The sequence below is a fragment of the Helicobacter pylori genome (genome assembly GCF_011140715.1).
Classification (GTDB): Bacteria; Campylobacterota; Campylobacteria; order Campylobacterales; family Helicobacteraceae; genus Helicobacter; species Helicobacter pylori_DA.
In genome coordinates, this window is record NZ_SFZZ01000081.1 from 1 (window position 1) to 15,974 (window position 15,974).

A 15,974-nucleotide genomic window follows, 5' to 3' on the forward strand; every position below is an offset into this window, starting at 1 on the left:
AAATTCTCTCGCTCTTTGTTCGGCTTTGGCTTTTTTCTTTTCTTCTTTCAAGCGGCGTTTTTCTTCTTTAGAATTTGGTTTTGGCGCTTCTTTAATAGCGTTATCCTCTTTTGAAATAGGAGCGTTTTCTGCGTCTTTTTCGTTACTCTCTTTTGAAGCAGGAGCGTTTTTGTTTTCTTGATTTTCTTTTATGCCTTTTTGGATAGCGTTATTTTGATCCTTAGTGGGCTCCATATCGCGCCTTCTGGTTTTAACTTCTTCTTCTTCAAACCCGCTATTTCTTGGCTTAACTTTGTTTTCTTCTAAAGGCTTTTCTTTAGCTTTATGCCTTTCTTGCAAATAAATAGGAGCGTTCCCTTTTTCGCCTTTTTGAGATTTTTTAGATGCCGGTTTTTCTACAACGGGATAAAGTTTTGGTTTAAAATCATTATAATCTAAATAGTAGCGATCATAATACACCCGATTTTTATCATAAAACACCCCTTTATCCAAACGATTAGATGAAAAAAACTTAAAACTGCCTATAGTTGGCGTTTTATAGACATTATACGAATCAAAATCATTCAAATCCACCTCTATCACATACCCTCGTTTTTCTAAAGAATACAATTTATTATGGTTTAATACAATGGTATTGAGCGAAGCAAAGGGCAGTTTCACGCTGTTTAATTCCCTCAAACTCTTATCCATTTGCAAAATCTGCCCGTCTAAAGTCAGCACATATAAAGTCCCCTTATCATAGAGCAAATCCACAATATCCCCATCATAGTTGAACTCTTGACCGCTCACGACTGAGAGTATCCTTTTCCCTGTAGAAGCGATCATGTTATTGCCATCTACAATAAGGTAGGTGATATTGTTAAAAAACTTATCGCTGCTGATAACAATGTTTCTAATAGGCGTAGGGTTTCCATGCACATAATCCACGACTAACAAGCGCCCATCTAGCATGGGGAATACCACGACCGTATCCATAAAAATAGGCATCGCCATTAAAGAATTGATCGTGGTGCTTGGGGAACCTTTCTCGCTAAAAAGCAATTTTTGAGAAGTGATGTCGTATAAATTCGCTGAATTGTCCGCTAACACCACCGCTAAAAGATTCCCTTTAACGCTCGCGCTCAAGGCAAAAGTCTCCAAAGGAATAACGATAGATTGTTGGCTGGCGTTAGGGTTATTGCTAATCAATTCCACTTGATGACAGACTTTATCTTGGACTTCCGCTTCAACGCCCTTTAATTTCAATTCCGTTTCTTCAGTTTTAGCCACCTTTCTTTTGCTTGTTTTTTTATCAATTTTGTTCAAACAATCTTGCGCAAGGATGAAAAACCCCTGACTCTCATTTAAAAAACTGCTTTCGTAATTGAAATTCTTACCGATTCTTAGCTGCGTTAAACCTTTATCGCCTATAACCGCTCCATTTTTCAAAATGGCTCCATAACGATTGGACGAAACGATACTTTCTTGCAAATGGTTAGGGAAATACGCTTCGCCTTTAACCTGGTGTTTAGCGGGTTTGAAGTATTTTTTCATGTTACAGCCGCTAAAGACAATTAGGGCTATGAGTAAGATTAAAAATGGTTTATTCATCAAATCAATGCGTTCCTTGAATGGTTTCTTTCTTTAGATTGGTTGGTTTGGAAGGGTTTTGCTGAATATCTTCTAACATTCCATAGTGTTTTAAAACAGAGATTATAGCATAGAGTGAAGAACTTAGAGGGATAGCGGATAAACTTTGATGCGCTTTTTTGATCGCGTCTTTAGAATTTTCCTCATACAACAAGTTCACTTCTTGTAAAGCGCTCATTTCTTTAAGAATGGGGCTTTTTTCAAGTAGGTTTTTATCTCTAGAGAGCGATGCGTAAGAATATTGTGCAAAAGTTTTAACGATTTCATTAGAAGATTGCGAAAGTTTTTTAAACTCGTTTGCATCGTTTCTTTCACTCGCTCTGGCGAACTGATACAAATCATACAGCTCTGGGGCGACTTCTTTCAATCTTTTTTGCAAAGCTATATTATTAGGACTCTCTAGCACTTCATTATAAATTTGAGTGATCCGCTCTCTAGTTTGCTCATGCTTATAATCTTGCAATTTCGTATCCCCTAAATAAGCGATAAAAGCCACCACGATAAACAACAACACCCACTTGTAGCGTTTGAAAAACTTTTCTAATCTAAACGCCCCCTCTAAAAGCTTTTCATCGCTTTTGAATTCGTTTTTAACTTGCTCTAAATTTTCCTTAATATTCATGCCTTGCTCACTCCTGTGCTGCCAAATCCTCCGCTACCCCTTGAAGTTTCATCTAATTGTTCGCATTCTATAAATTCGGCTTTATAAGTTTTTTGAACCACCCCTTGAGCGATCCTATCCCCTACTTGGACTTTAAAATCTTTATCGCTCAAATTCGCTAAAATGACCTTAATTTCGCCCCTATAATCATTATCCACCGTGCCAGGAGAGTTTAACACCATCACCTGATGGTTCAAAGCCAAACCGCTACGGGTGCGCACCTGCAATTCATACCCCACTTCTAAAGACAAACAAATCCCTATTTTCACCAACCCCACGCTATGAGATTTGATCGTTACTTCTTCTACAGCATGCAAATCAAAACCTGAAGAACCCTCGGTTTGGTATTTAGGGATAAGGGCGTTTGGGTGGATTTTTTGGATTTTAATTTTCATCAAAACAAATCTCTTTATAATAAATGTCTAAAATTTCAAAATCGCTCTCGCCATTGGGTAATTGAATGCTCACCGCATCACCCTTACTCTTACCTATCAAGCTCTTAGCGATCGGCGAACCAAAAGAGATTAACCCTTTAGCTGGATCGCTCTCCACGCTCCCTACTATCGTGTAAGAAAACTCTTTATCGTTGTCTAAATTAAGGATTTTAATCGTGCTCCCAAAACTCACTTTATTATGGGCTAAAACGCTCGGATCAATCACTTGAGCGTTAGCGACAATTTCGCTTAAATCCACGATCCTCGCTTCAATGAAGCGTTGTTTTTCTTTAGCAGCATGGTATTCAGCGTTTTCTTTCAAATCCCCATGCCCTCTAGCAATATCAATTTCTTTCACAATATTAGGCCGTTCCACCTCTTTTAATTGCTTTAATTCCGCACAAATCTTATTGTATCCATGCATACTCATAGGTTCTTTATTCATTTAATCTCCTAAGCTTATTCAGTAGAGATTATAGTAAAAATTAAGTTAAATTCAGCAAAAAAGCCATTTCGTTAGCAATCTTTTTTGCGCTCCCATGTTTTAAATATTCCCTTAATCTCAAACTTTCTTTAAAATAGCGTTCCCTATCCATTTCTTCATACGCTTTTAACAAACTCTCTACGCTCAAAAAATGCTGGATCAATTCTGGGTGCAATTGGCTCTCCCCAAGCCCTGGAGTTTCATCATTTAAGGCATTATAAAAAATGTTAGCGAGTCCTATATAATGCAAATTGACCAACATTCTAGCAATCAAAAAATCCATCGTTTTAGCCCTATACGCTAACGCAAAAGGCGTGCCAATTAAAGCGGCCTCTAAAGTCGCTGTGCCGCTGCAAATGAACGCAAACTCCGCTTCAAACAAACTCTTATGCGCATCATAAGAAATTTCAAATAGTTTAATATCTTCTCCATAAAGGGCTTTCAAATCCAACCCCTTAAAGAAACTCGGCACGACTAACACACGCCTTTTAAACCCTTCGTTTTGTTCTAAAATTTGAGCCGCTTTGACAAACAAAGGGAACATTTTAGCGATTTCGCTTTTCCTACTCCCTGGCATAAACACCAGAGTTTCGCCCTTAATATCTTTTTTATAATATTTAATTTCATCTAATAAAGGGTGTCCCACATATTGGGCTTTTTTTTGGTAATAGCCCACTTCAAAAGGCAAAATCGCTCCCAAAAAATCGCAGTATTTTTCAAGGCTTTTAGCGCGCCATTTTTTCCATGCCCAAACTTGCGGTAAAATATAATACATGATTTTTTTATGCGGATCTTGTTTTTTGATTTTTTTGGCTAGGGGGATATTGAACGAAGAAGAATCCATTAAAAGCACCATATCCGCTTGTTTGGCTAATTGAACCATTTCTTTATGGGCTTTGAGTAAAAACCCCAAACGGCCTATCACATCTCTAAAACCCATGACAGAAAATTCTCTAGGGCTATAGAGCGCGTCTTTCCCTTCAAACACTCCAATGAAACGATAATCTTTGGGCAAATTGCACCGTAACTCCTCTAAATGCGTATTAGAACTCGCTTCCAAAGCGCTCACTAAAATCGTGGGCATTATTTGTCTTTCAAAAGGTTTTGGACTTGATAGAGCTTGATTTCTTTATGCAAATCCCTCAATTCAATTTTGAGCAACGAATTTTCAAAATCTTTTTTAGAAAGATGGTTTTTTAAAAGCCTGTTTTCGCGCAAAACGCTGCGGTATTGCAAGTAAAGCCCTTCATTGAATAAACGCTTACATGGTTTTGCCATAATAACCTGATTGTCTTTGGCATAAACCTCCACTTCTTCAAGGGCTTTAGGGAAAATCACATCCTCTTCTGTATTTTGTGTTTCTTTGTTTGAGTGGGAGTTTTCTTTTTCTAATTTCTTTTGATAGATTTCTTGCTTCAAACCTTTTAAAACGCTCTTTTTCTTACGCAAGATTTCTTGGACTTGCTTCAATTCCAAACGGATTTTTTTTAAAACTCCTCTAGTGTCTTCAATTTCTTGCTGGTAAGCGTTCAATTCTTCTTGCATCGGTTATTCCGCTAACATTTCTAAAGACAACAAACGCATTTCATTGCCTTGAGTGATAATGACATTCTTGCTGTGGCATTTCTCACACACCCCATAATCTAGGGCGTTAGGCTTAAAAACATGCGAACAATCCTTACACTCTAATTCAACCTTTTCATCCACGATGTCTAAAATAGCGTCTTTACACACCAAAGATTCTTCTCTAAAAGTCTCAAACGCACTCACGAACAAGCTCTTATCCATAGCACTTCTTTCGCCAATACCGACCACGACTCTTTCAATCTTATGGGCTTGATTCTTCTTCGCATGCTCTTCGCAAAGAGCGATTAAAGAAGAAACGACCGAGTATTCATGCATACTAAACCTTAATCTTTAAATTAGCCCCTATTATATTGTATTAGAGTAATCCTTTGGTTTATTGCTTGAGATTCAATAGGGTGTTAAGGATTTGATCAGATGTGGTTACTGCTTTAGAGTTCGCTTGAAACCCCCTTTGAACCACAATCAAATTCGTTAAACTCCGGCTCAAATCCACATTACTAGACTCCAGTTTAGATCCTGAAATTGAACCCCTACGACCCGTATTAGCCGCACCGATTAAGGCTTGCCCTGAGTTTCCGGTTTGAGAAAAGACATTCCCGCCTAAAGCCTGTAAGCCCGCATCGTTAGCGAAATTCGCTAAAGCCACTTGAGCGAGCGCTAAAGTCCTACCATTACTGAACGCTCCTAAAAGCACCCCGTCTGAATCAAAGCGGACATCCATCAAATCGCCCGCCTGATAGCCGTTTTGCTCAATCGCATAAGTTTCAGAAATCTTATCCACGCTCGTTAGCCCATCAAAACTCCCTGAGGAACCAAAGGCCAAATTGATGCGTTGGGGGGCATCAGCACCATTTTTAGGGTCAAATTGCAAAAGAGGCGGGTTCATGCCCGCAAGCGATCCGTCGTTATTAAAATGCAAACGGCCCCCTTCAAACACATTAGGCCTAGCCGCTGACCCCCCTACTAATTCCCCAGGCTCAGGCACGATCACTCTAAAATTCCATTCCGCTCCCCCACTTCTATAAAACTCAATGCGCATGGCGTGTTTGGTGCCTAAGCTGTCTATCACATCAATGCTTGTCGCATGCGTAGCGTGGGTGAATTTAGAACTGCTAGCTGACGCTCCACCTTCAATCAAAGAAGCGGTATTAAGCCCTTTCATGGCGTTTTTAAACAAAACATTGTTCGTTACGCTGTCTGAAGAATACCCGCTCACAAAGATATTAAGATTTTCTTTAATGACATTTTTATTGTCTTTATTGTTGATTTCAAACATGCCGTATTGGTTGATTGTAACCCCTATAGAAGCGGCTGAATCTTGGTAATTGTCCGCTAAGCTAGGATCTTTTACGATATTAGCGTCATGCTGGATTAATGCGCGCAAGTCTTCAGTGGTCCTAAACTGCCCAATATCCGCATTAGGGCTGATAGAATGCGTATAACTGTATTTGAAAGCCGTTACATCTTTATCGCCGTCTAAAAAGTTAGCGAACGCCCCGGTTCCGGCTTGAGTAACCACAATGTTTTTAAGCTTTTCATCGCCGTCTAATTCATTAGTGTTTTCCAAACGCAATTGCTTGCCGTCCAAATAAGCTTCAATCCCTGTTTGACTTTTGACCGCATTGATCGCATTTTTGGCTGCCACTAGGCTTGAAGTCCGGCTCACCGCTGAATCGTTAGTGAAAGAAATCTTAACCCCATTCAACTCAAGCGTGCTGTTTTCTGCAGAAGGGAGGATGTCTTTAACCATTTTTGCACTCTTATAGCTCACCCAAATCCCTTGATTTTCATTCAATAAAAGAGCGTCGCCATCTTCATTGTATAAAGATCCCATGTCTTCGGCGACTTGAGCTAAATTCGTGCCTGAATCATACACCGGATTAATGCCATCTGAAGGGGTTTTGGCTGAAGAATCCAAAGCAAATATCGCCGCTGTTTGATCGGCATGCCTTCCAGCGTTTAAATTCGCCCTCATAGAAATGCGGTTACTCGCTCTAGCAGGCATCACCATTCCAGGATCAATTCTAATGTTTTCTAAAGGGCCGGTATTATCCACTTTTAAAGCGTCCGTATCGCTCCCTTTATTGCCGGTATCGCTCCCGTTTCTCACCCACCCTTGCACCACAAGCCCGCCGGTGGTAACCAAACTCCCTTGCGAGTCAAAAAGGAACTCCCCGTCTCTAGTGAAATTGCGCGTGATCCCCCTATCAGGGCTAATAATAAAAAAGCCATCGCCTTGAATCGCTAGATCGGTTTTGACATCTGTGTTTTGGATATTGCCTTGCGAAAAGATTTTAGTCGTCGCATCCACGCCTACCCCAAGCCCCACAGAAAAGTCATTCTGCCCTGCTAACCCGTTTTTATAGGGCGCGGTAGCGATGAGTTTGACTTGAGAAAGCATATCCACAAAAGAAGCCCTAGAATATTTAAAACCAGTGGTATTCACGTTCGCAATATTATTACTCTCAATATCCAAAGCGATTTGGTGGGCTTGCATCCCATTGACACCAGACCATAAAGACCTAAGCATGGTTATCCTTTAATTTAAAGAAATTCAATCTATGCAGAATAAAGCAAAAGTTGTTCCTAAATAGCTTTTTAGAATGATTGGTTGCGGATTTTAAAGTTTTGTTAATCAAAAAGATCGGTCAAATTCATAAGGAAATAGGGGGTTTTGTAACACTACCCCCATAATGCTTTTTAAAGCTTATCGCTCAAATTTAAGAATCTAACTCGCTTTAGCGCAAAATCGCGCATTCATGATCTTGAATCTCTTCGGCTGAAGCGCGATTTAAAGTCAATGGGTTAAATTGTGTCGCTAATAAGACAAAGGAGTTATCGCTTTGTTGCACCACCGCTAAGCCATAGTCCCCCATGCGTTTGTGCGCATTAGGCGCTTCTTTAGCAAGCATAATAAAGGGGCTTTTTTGCGCCAATTCGCTCTCTGTTACCCGACGCGCCAAATATTTATGCCCGTTCAAGCCACCTGATAATGGCGACCAACGGCTGTTGATTTTTTTTAAATTATTGTCCAGCTGTTTGCGCGCATCAAGGCTAATGCAAGAGATATGGATATGAAAATGGTTTTGCGATCGCCCTTTGCTAGAGTTAATCGTCAAAGAGATTGCGCTATCAGGAATGGGTTTGCCGTATTTTTTACTCATAAAATCACGTGCTTGCCAGGATAAATAAAAAAAGTTAGGCGTAGAAGAATCAAGCAACAAAGGGCTTTCAATACCGCTAATGTGAGTTGTTGGCATCAACAAATATTGCAACGGGCCGTTAATATCTTTTAAAACCACATAGCCGGCATCGGGTTTGACTTCTATGCATGGCGAAGGATTCTGATTTTTCTCATAATTAGGCAAACATTTCTCAAAAACAATCTTACGCAACACATTCGGATCTTTAGCGTTTAAACCCATAACAACGATAGCTATCATCGCTAAAAAAAGAAAGCCCGCTTTTTTCATCTTTTTGCTCCTTGTTTTTAATGGGAGTTTTTACAAACTCTCTTGTTATTTTTCTACAATAGTGGTTAAAAGCTCTAATCATTATGATTATTTTAACGAATTTTAACTTATTAGTAACTTTTAGTAACCTATTTCTAAAAAGAGCTTTTTAAATACTAACCAGAAAAAACTTAAATTGATGGCATTAAAAATGCTAAAAGAATTTTTTAAAATATTAAATAGCTTGCACTAAGCAGGTGATAATTTTTCGTCATGCGATCTTATGGGGTTGATACTTATCACAATAAAGCGTTTTATAACCTTACTTTAAGTAATATCGTCATACTGATACCACAATAAGGACAATTATCATGCAAGATTTACCCCCATGCCCTAAATGCAACGATGCCTACACCTACCATGATGGCGTGCAATTGGTTTGCTCTAGCTGTTTGCATGAATGGAATGAGAATGAAGTTAATGATGAAGAATTGATCGTTAAAGATTGCCACAACAATCTTTTACAAAATGGGGACTCAGTCATTCTCATTAAGGATTTAAAGGTTAAAGGTTCATCTTTAGTGCTTAAAAAAGGCACCAAAATCAAAAATATCAGGCTTGTCAATAGCGATCATAATGTGGATTGTAAAATAGAAGGGCAGAGTCTGTCTTTAAAATCTGAATTCCTCAAAAAAGCTTAGGAAAATACAAAAACTTAAGAGCAAGAAAAGCTTAGTGGCTTTTTAAGCTTGTAAAAATCACTTTTTAGAAAAAATCAACTTATCCAGCTTGAAAAAAATCACCGCTCCAATGGTTTGCCCCAAGAAAAGATTGAGCCACAACGGAAAATTGAAATAATAAAAAACCTCCATAAAAGGCAGCATCACCAACGCGCTCAACATCCATCTAAGCCAATAAATTAAAAACAGCTTGGAAGCGTATTCTGTGCCAAGTTTCTTAAAAAATTCTCGCATAAAGACAACCCTTTCAAATTCTTTTTGCAAACCCTCCTAAAAAGGAAAGCTCACCATTAAGGAAGATTCCTAAATCCCATGCCTTTAGACAATCGTATAGGACACTCTTTTTTCAAAAAGTTTACTCTCGTAATTGCCTAAATCCCTACCATCCACAAGGGCAAAGGCATCGCCAAAAGTCGCCAACAATGCAGTATCTAATTGCATGTCTTTATGGCGGTTCAACGGGATAAAGACTTCCTTGTGATTATTTTGAAAATCAAACGCTAACAAGGAATCTTTCAAATACACTTCCACTCTAGAAGCGTTTTTCACCACGCTGTTTTGAGCCAATTTCAAGCCTTGCACTTCAGCACTTTTAATCCCGCACGCATGACATAAGGACACAAACATGCTCTCTTGTGAAATGGTTGCAAACCAAGGCAAACTATCTCGTTTAGGTAAATTTTCTTTACCCTCTAGAGCCTTTTGTCTCTTGGGCATCTCATGCTTGATGAACGCATAAAAATTGCGAACGCTTTCTTTAGGGGTTGTTCCCTTGAGCTGGTTGGCAATATTAGCCACGCTCGCATCGTCTCTTTCATAACGCCCCATTGCTACAAAATCACTCGTTTCAAACAAACGCTCATTTAATTGATAGCTAGCGATCTCATAAGACAAATGGACTCGTTTTTTTTGAGCGCTTTTTAAAAATTCCACTTGCAAATAAGGCACTCCAAAATTGAGCATGCTTTCATAGCTAGCATGATTGCCTTGTAAATTCACATTGCTCGCTGCAACGCTCGGCATGGGAATGAAAAGTGAAGTGTGTTCTGCAGAATCAAAATCAATGCTGTACTCAGCCTCTATTTTATATTTTGCAACACTCTCTTGGCTTTCCTTTGCCTGCAAAATCTGCGCTCCTAAAACAGCACCTGTAGCGCCTAAAGCAGTCGTTTTAATAAAATCCCTTCGTTTCATAACTATAACTCTTTATTGTAATTTTTAAATTCGTTGAATGAATGAAAAAGTAGGACACACCACCAACCCTAAAGGGTTGATAAGTATCCAAAAACCTAAATTTTGAAAGACAAAGCATTCCTAAAAAATAAGAACGTTCAAAGAAAAGGGTTACTTTTTCTTTTTCATGTGGTGCATGTCTTTTCCATGCATGTCATGCATCTCTTTCATCATTTTTTGGTGTTTTTCAAGAGCTTTTTTAACTCCCTCAGCGTATTTGGGGTCAGCTTTCTTGAAATGCTCCAATTGTTTATCCACAATTTCCTTATGGGTAACATGAGCTAAAGACCCTCCAATAGTGTCATACAACCTTTCTTTTTCATCAGCTGGCAATGAGCGGTAGTAATCGCCTGGTTGGGTGTAGTAATCGCTATCTTCAGCTCTGTAATCCCAGTTCCACACTTCAAACTCTTTCTCAATATGAGCTAAGTTGAATTTAGGATCTCTTGCGCTCTTATCTTCTTTATAGCCAGGCAATGAGCTAGGCGTATAGTTTTGTAAAGAGCCGTAGTATCCATTTTGCATGTAACCATCTCTGCTAGAAGAGTGGAACGGGCACCTTGGTCTATTGACCGGTATCTGAGGATAATTAACCCCTAAGCGGTAGCGGTGTGTGTCTCCATAAGAGAACAAGCGAGCTTGTAACATCCTATCAGGGCTATAGCCAATTCCAGGAACGACATTAGCCGGAGTGAATGCCGCTTGCTCCACTTCTGCGAAATAGTTTTCAGGATTTTTATTCAACTCTACAATGCCCACTTCCATCAATGGATAATCTTTGAGATACCAAATTTTAGTCACATCAAACGGATGGAATCGATACTTTTTAGCATCTTCTTCTGGCATCACTTGAATGCTTAATTTCCATTTTGGGAAATCCCCTCTAGCGATCGCATCGAATAAATCCCTTTGATTGGAATCAGGATCATGCTTTCTGATTTCTGCAGCTTCTTCGTTAGTCAAGTGCTTAACGCCTTGCATGGTTTCAAAGTGGAATTTCACCCAAAAGCGTTCGCCTTTTGCGTTGATAAGGCTGAAAGTGTGGCTGCCAAAACCATCCATGTGGCGGAAAGATTTAGGAATACCTCTATCGCTCATAACCCATGTTACTTGATACAAACTTTCAGGAACATTACTCCAAAAATCCCATACCATGTCGGGGTTAGGCAAATTGGTTTGAGGATCTCGTTTTTGAGTGTGGATGAAATCAGGGAATTTGATCCCGTCACGGATAAAGAAAACAGGCGTGTTGTTCCCTACTAAATCCCAATTACCTTCTTCAGTGTAATACTTCATCGCAAAACCTCTAGGGTCTCTCACCGCATCCGCACTGCCTTTTTCCCCTGCCACAGTAGAGAATCTGAAAAAGCATTCGGTTTTTTTGCCCACTTTAGAGAAAATTTTCGCTTTAGTGTATTTAGTGATGTCTTTAGTCACGGTGAAAGTGCCATAAGCTCCGCTTCCTTTAGCATGCACTACCCTTTCAGGGATCCTTTCTCGATCAAACGCCGCTAACTTTTCCAAAAACCAAGTGCTTTGCAATAAAACAGGACCTCTAGGGCCGGCTGTAATCACATTGTTGTCATCCCAAACGGGAGCGCCAAAAGCAGTGGTTTGTTTCACATCTTTATTAACCATGATTCTTTCCTTTATTTGGTTTTAAATCTTCGTAATCTAGCACTAAACCGATTACTTGTGGTGATTATTACATAATTTGTTATACAAAGACTAACAAGATTCAATTTGCTTAAAAAATCCTTTTTTTAAGAATAAAAAACCCCCTTAAGTATTTCTATTTGTAACAATTAATGAAAATAAGAAAGATTAAAAACAAAATTTTATTTTTAATCTGGTTTTAATAATAATTATCATACTATTCTATCTCAATGCATTGACGGATTTTGTTTTTTTTTATTTATTTTTTGAATTTTCAGATTAAGGAGAGTTGTTTGATGTTTTTAAGATCATACCCAAAGCTTAGATACGCTTTATGTTTCCCCCTACTCGCTGATACTTGCTATAGCGAGGAGCGCACTTTAAATAAGGTTACCACCCAAGCTAAAAGAATTTTCACTTACAACAATGAGTTTAAAGTAACTTCTAAAGAATTGGATCAACGCCAAAGCAATGAAGTCAAGGACTTGTTTAGGACTAACCCTGATGTGAATGTGGGCGGAGGGAGCGTGATGGGGCAGAAAATCTATGTGAGAGGCATTGAAGACAGGCTTTTAAGGGTTACGGTGGATGGGGCTGCGCAAAATGGCAATATCTACCACCACCAAGGCAACACCGTGATTGACCCTGGCATGCTCAAAAGCGTGGAAGTTACCAAAGGTGCAGCGAATGCGAGTGCAGGGCCAGGAGCGATCGCAGGAGTGATTAAAATGGAGACTAAAGGAGCGGCTGATTTTATCCCTAGGGGGAAAAATTATGCAGCCAGTGGGGCGGTGAGTTTTTATACCAATTTTGGGGACAGAGAAACTTTCAGATCGGCTTACCAAAACGCGCATTTTGATATTATCGCTTACTACACGCACCAAAACATCTTCTATTATAGAAGCGGCGCTACAGCGACAAAAAACCTTTTCAATCCCACACAAGCCGATAAAGAGCCAGGAACTCCCAGCGAGCAAAACAACGCTTTAGTTAAAATGAATGGTTATTTGAGCGATAGAGACACGCTCACTTTCAGCTGGAACATGACACGAGATAACGCTACACGCCCTTTAAGGAGTAACGCTATAGGGTTAGCCTATCCTTGTGAAGCCCCTTTTAGCCCTGATAGCGACCAAGGGTGTCCTAATGTGTTGGATAGTTTCACAAGATACATGTATCACTCCATTAATAGCGCTAACAATCTTTCCTTACAATATAAAAGGGAAGCGGGAAATTCTTTTGGCGACCCACGATTAGATTTTACCCTTTATACAAGCATTAGAAACGCCAAGTTTGATCCCCTATTTGATCCTAATGGCGTTTATGCTAGATTCCCCACTTCTCAAGCGAGCGCATGGGAAAAAGAAAATTACCCATGCGTTGAAGGCGGGTATTGCACCCCAAGCTTTTCAGATGTGGATAAACCAAGCTCACAGCCTAGGGATTTGTTTTTAAACAACACCGGCTTAAACCTTAAAGTCGCGCATGTGATTGATGAAGCCACAGACAGCCTTTTTGAATACGGATTCAACTACCAAAATTTAAGCGTTTTTGACGCTCGCATCCCTAAATCAGAATTATACAGGCCTAATCAAGTTTATACTGATGATAAAGGGCAAAAACAAATCGCTTGCTCTCTTGTGGATAATAACCCCAATGATCCTACTTTGTGCCAAAGAGGGAAAGCGAACGGGAATATTTATGGAGGCTATGTGCAAGCGAATTACTCGCCTCATAAAATCATCACTTTTGGAGCCGGGGTAAGGTGGGATGCATACACGCTTTATGATAAAGACTGGAACCACCGCTACACTCAAGGCTTTAGCCCTAGCGCGGCTCTTGTGATCAGCCCCATTGAGCCTTTATCATTAAAAATCACTTATTCTCAAGTTACAAGGGGGGTTATGCCAGGAGATGGCGTGTATATGCGCCAAAACGATTTACGATACGCTAAAAATATCAAGCCTGAAGTGGGCTCTAACGCTGAATTTAATATTGATTATTCAGGCCAGTATTTTAGCGGGAGGGCTGCGGCATTTTATCAGGCTTTAGATAATTTCATCTCACAATATGCACAAAATTTGATTGTAACCAATTTGAGTCAAGCGATTCGCATTTATGGCTATGAAGTGGGTGGGACTTTTAGATACAAGGGCGTGAGTTTGAACATGGGGATCTCGCGCACCTGGCCCACCACTAGGGGGTATTTAATGGCAGACAGCTATGAGCTTGCCGCAAGCACCGGTAATGTTTTTATCATTAAATTGGATTACACCATCCCCAAAACAGGGATCAATCTTGCTTGGCTTAGCCGTTTTGTCACCGGTTTAGATTATTGCGGGTTTGATATTTACTTGCCTGATTACGGGACGGCTGAGAAACCCAAAACCCCTACCGATTTAGCCAAATGCGGATCCCAATTAGGGTTAGTGCATATGCATAAACCGGGCTATGGCGTGAGTAATTTTTATATCAATTGGAGTCCTAAAACCAAAAGCCGCTGGAAGGGTTTGCTGCTTTCAGCCGTGTTTAATAACGTTTTCAACAAATTCTATGTGGATCAAACAAGCCCCTATGTCATGAGCCCGGATATGCCAGGCACTGACGCTGTTAAAAGAGCGATCGCAGAGCCTGGTTTTAACGCGCGTTTTGAAGTAGCTTACAAATGGTGATTAGTGGGGCTTTAAGCGTTGTGCATGCGTGATAGCAACAGCTATCGCATCGCTAATATCCAAAGGCTTGATTTCGCTTGTGATGTTTAGCAAGCGTTTGACCATAAAGGCTACTTGCTCTTTAGCGGCTTTCCCGTTACCGGTTAGAGCTTTTTTGACTTGTAAGGGCGTGTATTCGCTAAAATTACCGATCCTTTCTAAAATCTTTAAGGACAACGCCCCCCTGAATTGCGCAAGCTTGATCACGCTTTTAGGGTTATACCCAAAGAAAATATCCTCAATCGCTACCTCATTGACTTCGTAACGATCCAATAAGCAATCTAAGGCTTCTATCAAGTCTAAGATTTGTTCTTGCAAGCGTGTCGTGGTGATATTAATGAACCCGGCCGTGATTAAAGAAAGCTTGTTAGAAGCGTGAGAAATGATAGCATACCCGCATTTCCTACTGCCTGGGTCTATTCCTAAAATACGCATCAATCATTCCTATTATTTAATTGCAAGGTTTAAAAAACGCTATTATTATATCCATGTTTCTTGTTAGTGCAAAATACAAGATTACATTAAGAATTTTTAAAAAATTTAGCCTATAAATAAGGGAGCAATAAATGAAAGCAAACACAATCATACTAGTGGATTGGGAGAATTTCAGGCGCGATATTAAACAAACAAAATGCGTTAATTACAATATCGCTTTAGATGTGATCGTTACTATCAGAGCTTTTTTACTAGATGATGAATGGATCAGTCGTATTTACTTTTATACCACCCCACCCTTTGATTTTGAACATGCGTTGTGGGATAAAAGGAACGACACCCTCCAAAATGAAAAAAATCCGGGAACAGAAATGAAAATCTTCACAAGCAACGACATTGAAGAGATCTTACAAAGCAGTGAAGCGACTAAATGGGAGAAGATTTATAGCGATGTGGAAAATTTCCAACACGATCTAGCTTCATTGGATCAAGTGGAATTGAGATTGGGGAGGACTAAGTTAAACGCAATAAGAGTGGAGTTTGATGGGAGTTATAAGGCGTTATTAGAACAAAAGCAGGTGGATATGCTCATGGGTCTTGACATTCAAAGAATAGCCTTTAAAAAAATAGCTGATAGGATTTTGATATTTTCAAAAGATACGGATCTAATCCCCGCGCTCAAATTAGCCAGAGATGAGGGGCTAAGGGTGGATATTGCCGATCTGTCTAACAGGCTGTCTCTTCTTAGCCAGGATTTGAAATACAATTCGGATAAAGTGAGGAAATTGAGCAGTAACGAAGTCAAGGACAAGCTGTTTTCCATCAGAGAAAATCTCACTAAAACCAACTGGGCTTTAAACTAAACCCTAAAAAGGCTTATTTCATTTTTATAGAGTTTAAAAAATCATTTTTTAAAAACTCCAATAAGAACTATTGGCGTTTAATTAAAACA

At 39.6% G+C, this 15,974-nt stretch carries 16 protein-coding genes; 3 read left to right on the forward strand and 13 right to left on the reverse strand.

From position 1 onward, the window contains the following. From pgbB to cdh, 9 genes are all read right to left on the reverse strand, one after another. Positions 1-1,590, reverse strand: a 1,590-nt coding sequence (gene pgbB / locus EWZ81_RS07845) for a plasminogen-binding protein PgbB (protein ID WP_165549582.1), incomplete at its 3' end; no start/stop codon positions are given. A 4-nt stretch (positions 1,591-1,594) separates the two neighbouring features. Beyond that, positions 1,595-2,251 (reverse strand): hypothetical protein, encoded by a 657-nt coding sequence (locus EWZ81_RS07850; RefSeq protein ID WP_079358826.1) that lies wholly within the window; start codon positions 2,249-2,251, stop codon positions 1,595-1,597. Beyond that, positions 2,248-2,685, reverse strand: a complete 438-nt coding sequence (dut, locus tag EWZ81_RS07855) for a dUTP diphosphatase (RefSeq protein WP_000694189.1) — start codon at positions 2,683-2,685, stop codon at positions 2,248-2,250. Before dut ends, EWZ81_RS07850 begins: the two co-directional genes overlap by 4 nt. Next, positions 2,675-3,169 carry a transcription elongation factor GreA gene (gene greA, locus EWZ81_RS07860; RefSeq protein WP_001031343.1) on the reverse strand — a complete coding sequence of 165 codons (495 nt, stop codon included), beginning with the start codon at positions 3,167-3,169 and terminating at the stop codon, positions 2,675-2,677. Before greA ends, dut begins: the two co-directional genes overlap by 11 nt. Before the next feature lie 40 nt (positions 3,170-3,209). Continuing rightward, positions 3,210-4,292 carry a lipid-A-disaccharide synthase gene (gene lpxB / locus EWZ81_RS07865; protein ID WP_165549583.1) on the reverse strand — a complete coding sequence of 361 codons (1,083 nt, stop codon included), beginning with the start codon at positions 4,290-4,292 and terminating at the stop codon, positions 3,210-3,212. Beyond that, positions 4,292-4,753 carry a nickel-binding protein Mua gene (gene mua / locus EWZ81_RS07870; protein WP_165549584.1) on the reverse strand — a complete coding sequence of 154 codons (462 nt, stop codon included), beginning with the start codon at positions 4,751-4,753 and terminating at the stop codon, positions 4,292-4,294. The genes lpxB and mua overlap by 1 nt, the downstream gene beginning before the upstream one ends. 3 nt (positions 4,754-4,756) lie before the next feature. After that, positions 4,757-5,110, reverse strand: a complete 354-nt coding sequence (gene hypA, locus EWZ81_RS07875) for a hydrogenase/urease nickel incorporation protein HypA (protein WP_000545280.1) — start codon at positions 5,108-5,110, stop codon at positions 4,757-4,759. Between the two features lie 58 nt (positions 5,111-5,168). Beyond that, a complete protein-coding gene (gene flgE, locus EWZ81_RS07880) occupies positions 5,169-7,325 on the reverse strand; it encodes a flagellar hook protein FlgE (RefSeq protein ID WP_000946402.1) in 2,157 nt (718 codons plus the stop codon). Positions 7,326-7,533: 208 nt separating this feature from the next. After that, positions 7,534-8,268, reverse strand: coding sequence for a CDP-diacylglycerol diphosphatase (gene cdh, locus EWZ81_RS07885; RefSeq protein ID WP_165549585.1), 735 nt, complete (start codon positions 8,266-8,268; stop codon positions 7,534-7,536). Between the two features lie 350 nt (positions 8,269-8,618). Here cdh and EWZ81_RS07890 point away from each other — a divergent pair, with 350 nt between their 5' ends. Next, positions 8,619-8,948, forward strand: coding sequence for a zinc ribbon domain-containing protein YjdM (locus EWZ81_RS07890; protein ID WP_165549586.1), 330 nt, complete (start codon positions 8,619-8,621; stop codon positions 8,946-8,948). Between the two features lie 57 nt (positions 8,949-9,005). On the opposite strand, the gene EWZ81_RS07895 is transcribed toward EWZ81_RS07890, so the two are convergent. The 3 genes from EWZ81_RS07895 to EWZ81_RS07905 form a co-directional block, all read right to left on the reverse strand. Continuing rightward, positions 9,006-9,221 carry a hypothetical protein gene (locus EWZ81_RS07895; protein ID WP_001206518.1) on the reverse strand — a complete coding sequence of 72 codons (216 nt, stop codon included), beginning with the start codon at positions 9,219-9,221 and terminating at the stop codon, positions 9,006-9,008. 84 nt (positions 9,222-9,305) lie between these two features. After that, a complete protein-coding gene (locus EWZ81_RS07900; protein ID WP_165549587.1) occupies positions 9,306-10,181 on the reverse strand; it encodes a twin-arginine translocation signal domain-containing protein in 876 nt (291 codons plus the stop codon). A gap of 150 nt (positions 10,182-10,331) precedes the next feature. Then, on the reverse strand, positions 10,332-11,858 hold the full coding sequence (locus EWZ81_RS07905; RefSeq protein WP_165549588.1) for a catalase: 1,527 nt from the start codon (positions 11,856-11,858) through the stop codon (positions 10,332-10,334). A 314-nt stretch (positions 11,859-12,172) separates the two neighbouring features. On the opposite strand from EWZ81_RS07905, the gene EWZ81_RS07910 reads away from it, so the two are divergent. Continuing rightward, positions 12,173-14,548, forward strand: a complete 2,376-nt coding sequence (locus EWZ81_RS07910) for a TonB-dependent receptor (protein ID WP_165549589.1) — start codon at positions 12,173-12,175, stop codon at positions 14,546-14,548. Here EWZ81_RS07910 and ruvC read toward each other — a convergent pair whose 3' ends face one another. Beyond that, entirely contained in the window at positions 14,549-15,022 is a 474-nt protein-coding gene (gene ruvC, locus EWZ81_RS07915) for a crossover junction endodeoxyribonuclease RuvC (RefSeq protein WP_001221154.1), read from the reverse strand. Between the two features lie 131 nt (positions 15,023-15,153). On the opposite strand from ruvC, the gene EWZ81_RS07920 reads away from it, so the two are divergent. Next, positions 15,154-15,885, forward strand: coding sequence for an NYN domain-containing protein (locus EWZ81_RS07920; protein WP_097706702.1), 732 nt, complete (start codon positions 15,154-15,156; stop codon positions 15,883-15,885). Positions 15,886-15,974 lie beyond the last annotated feature (89 nt).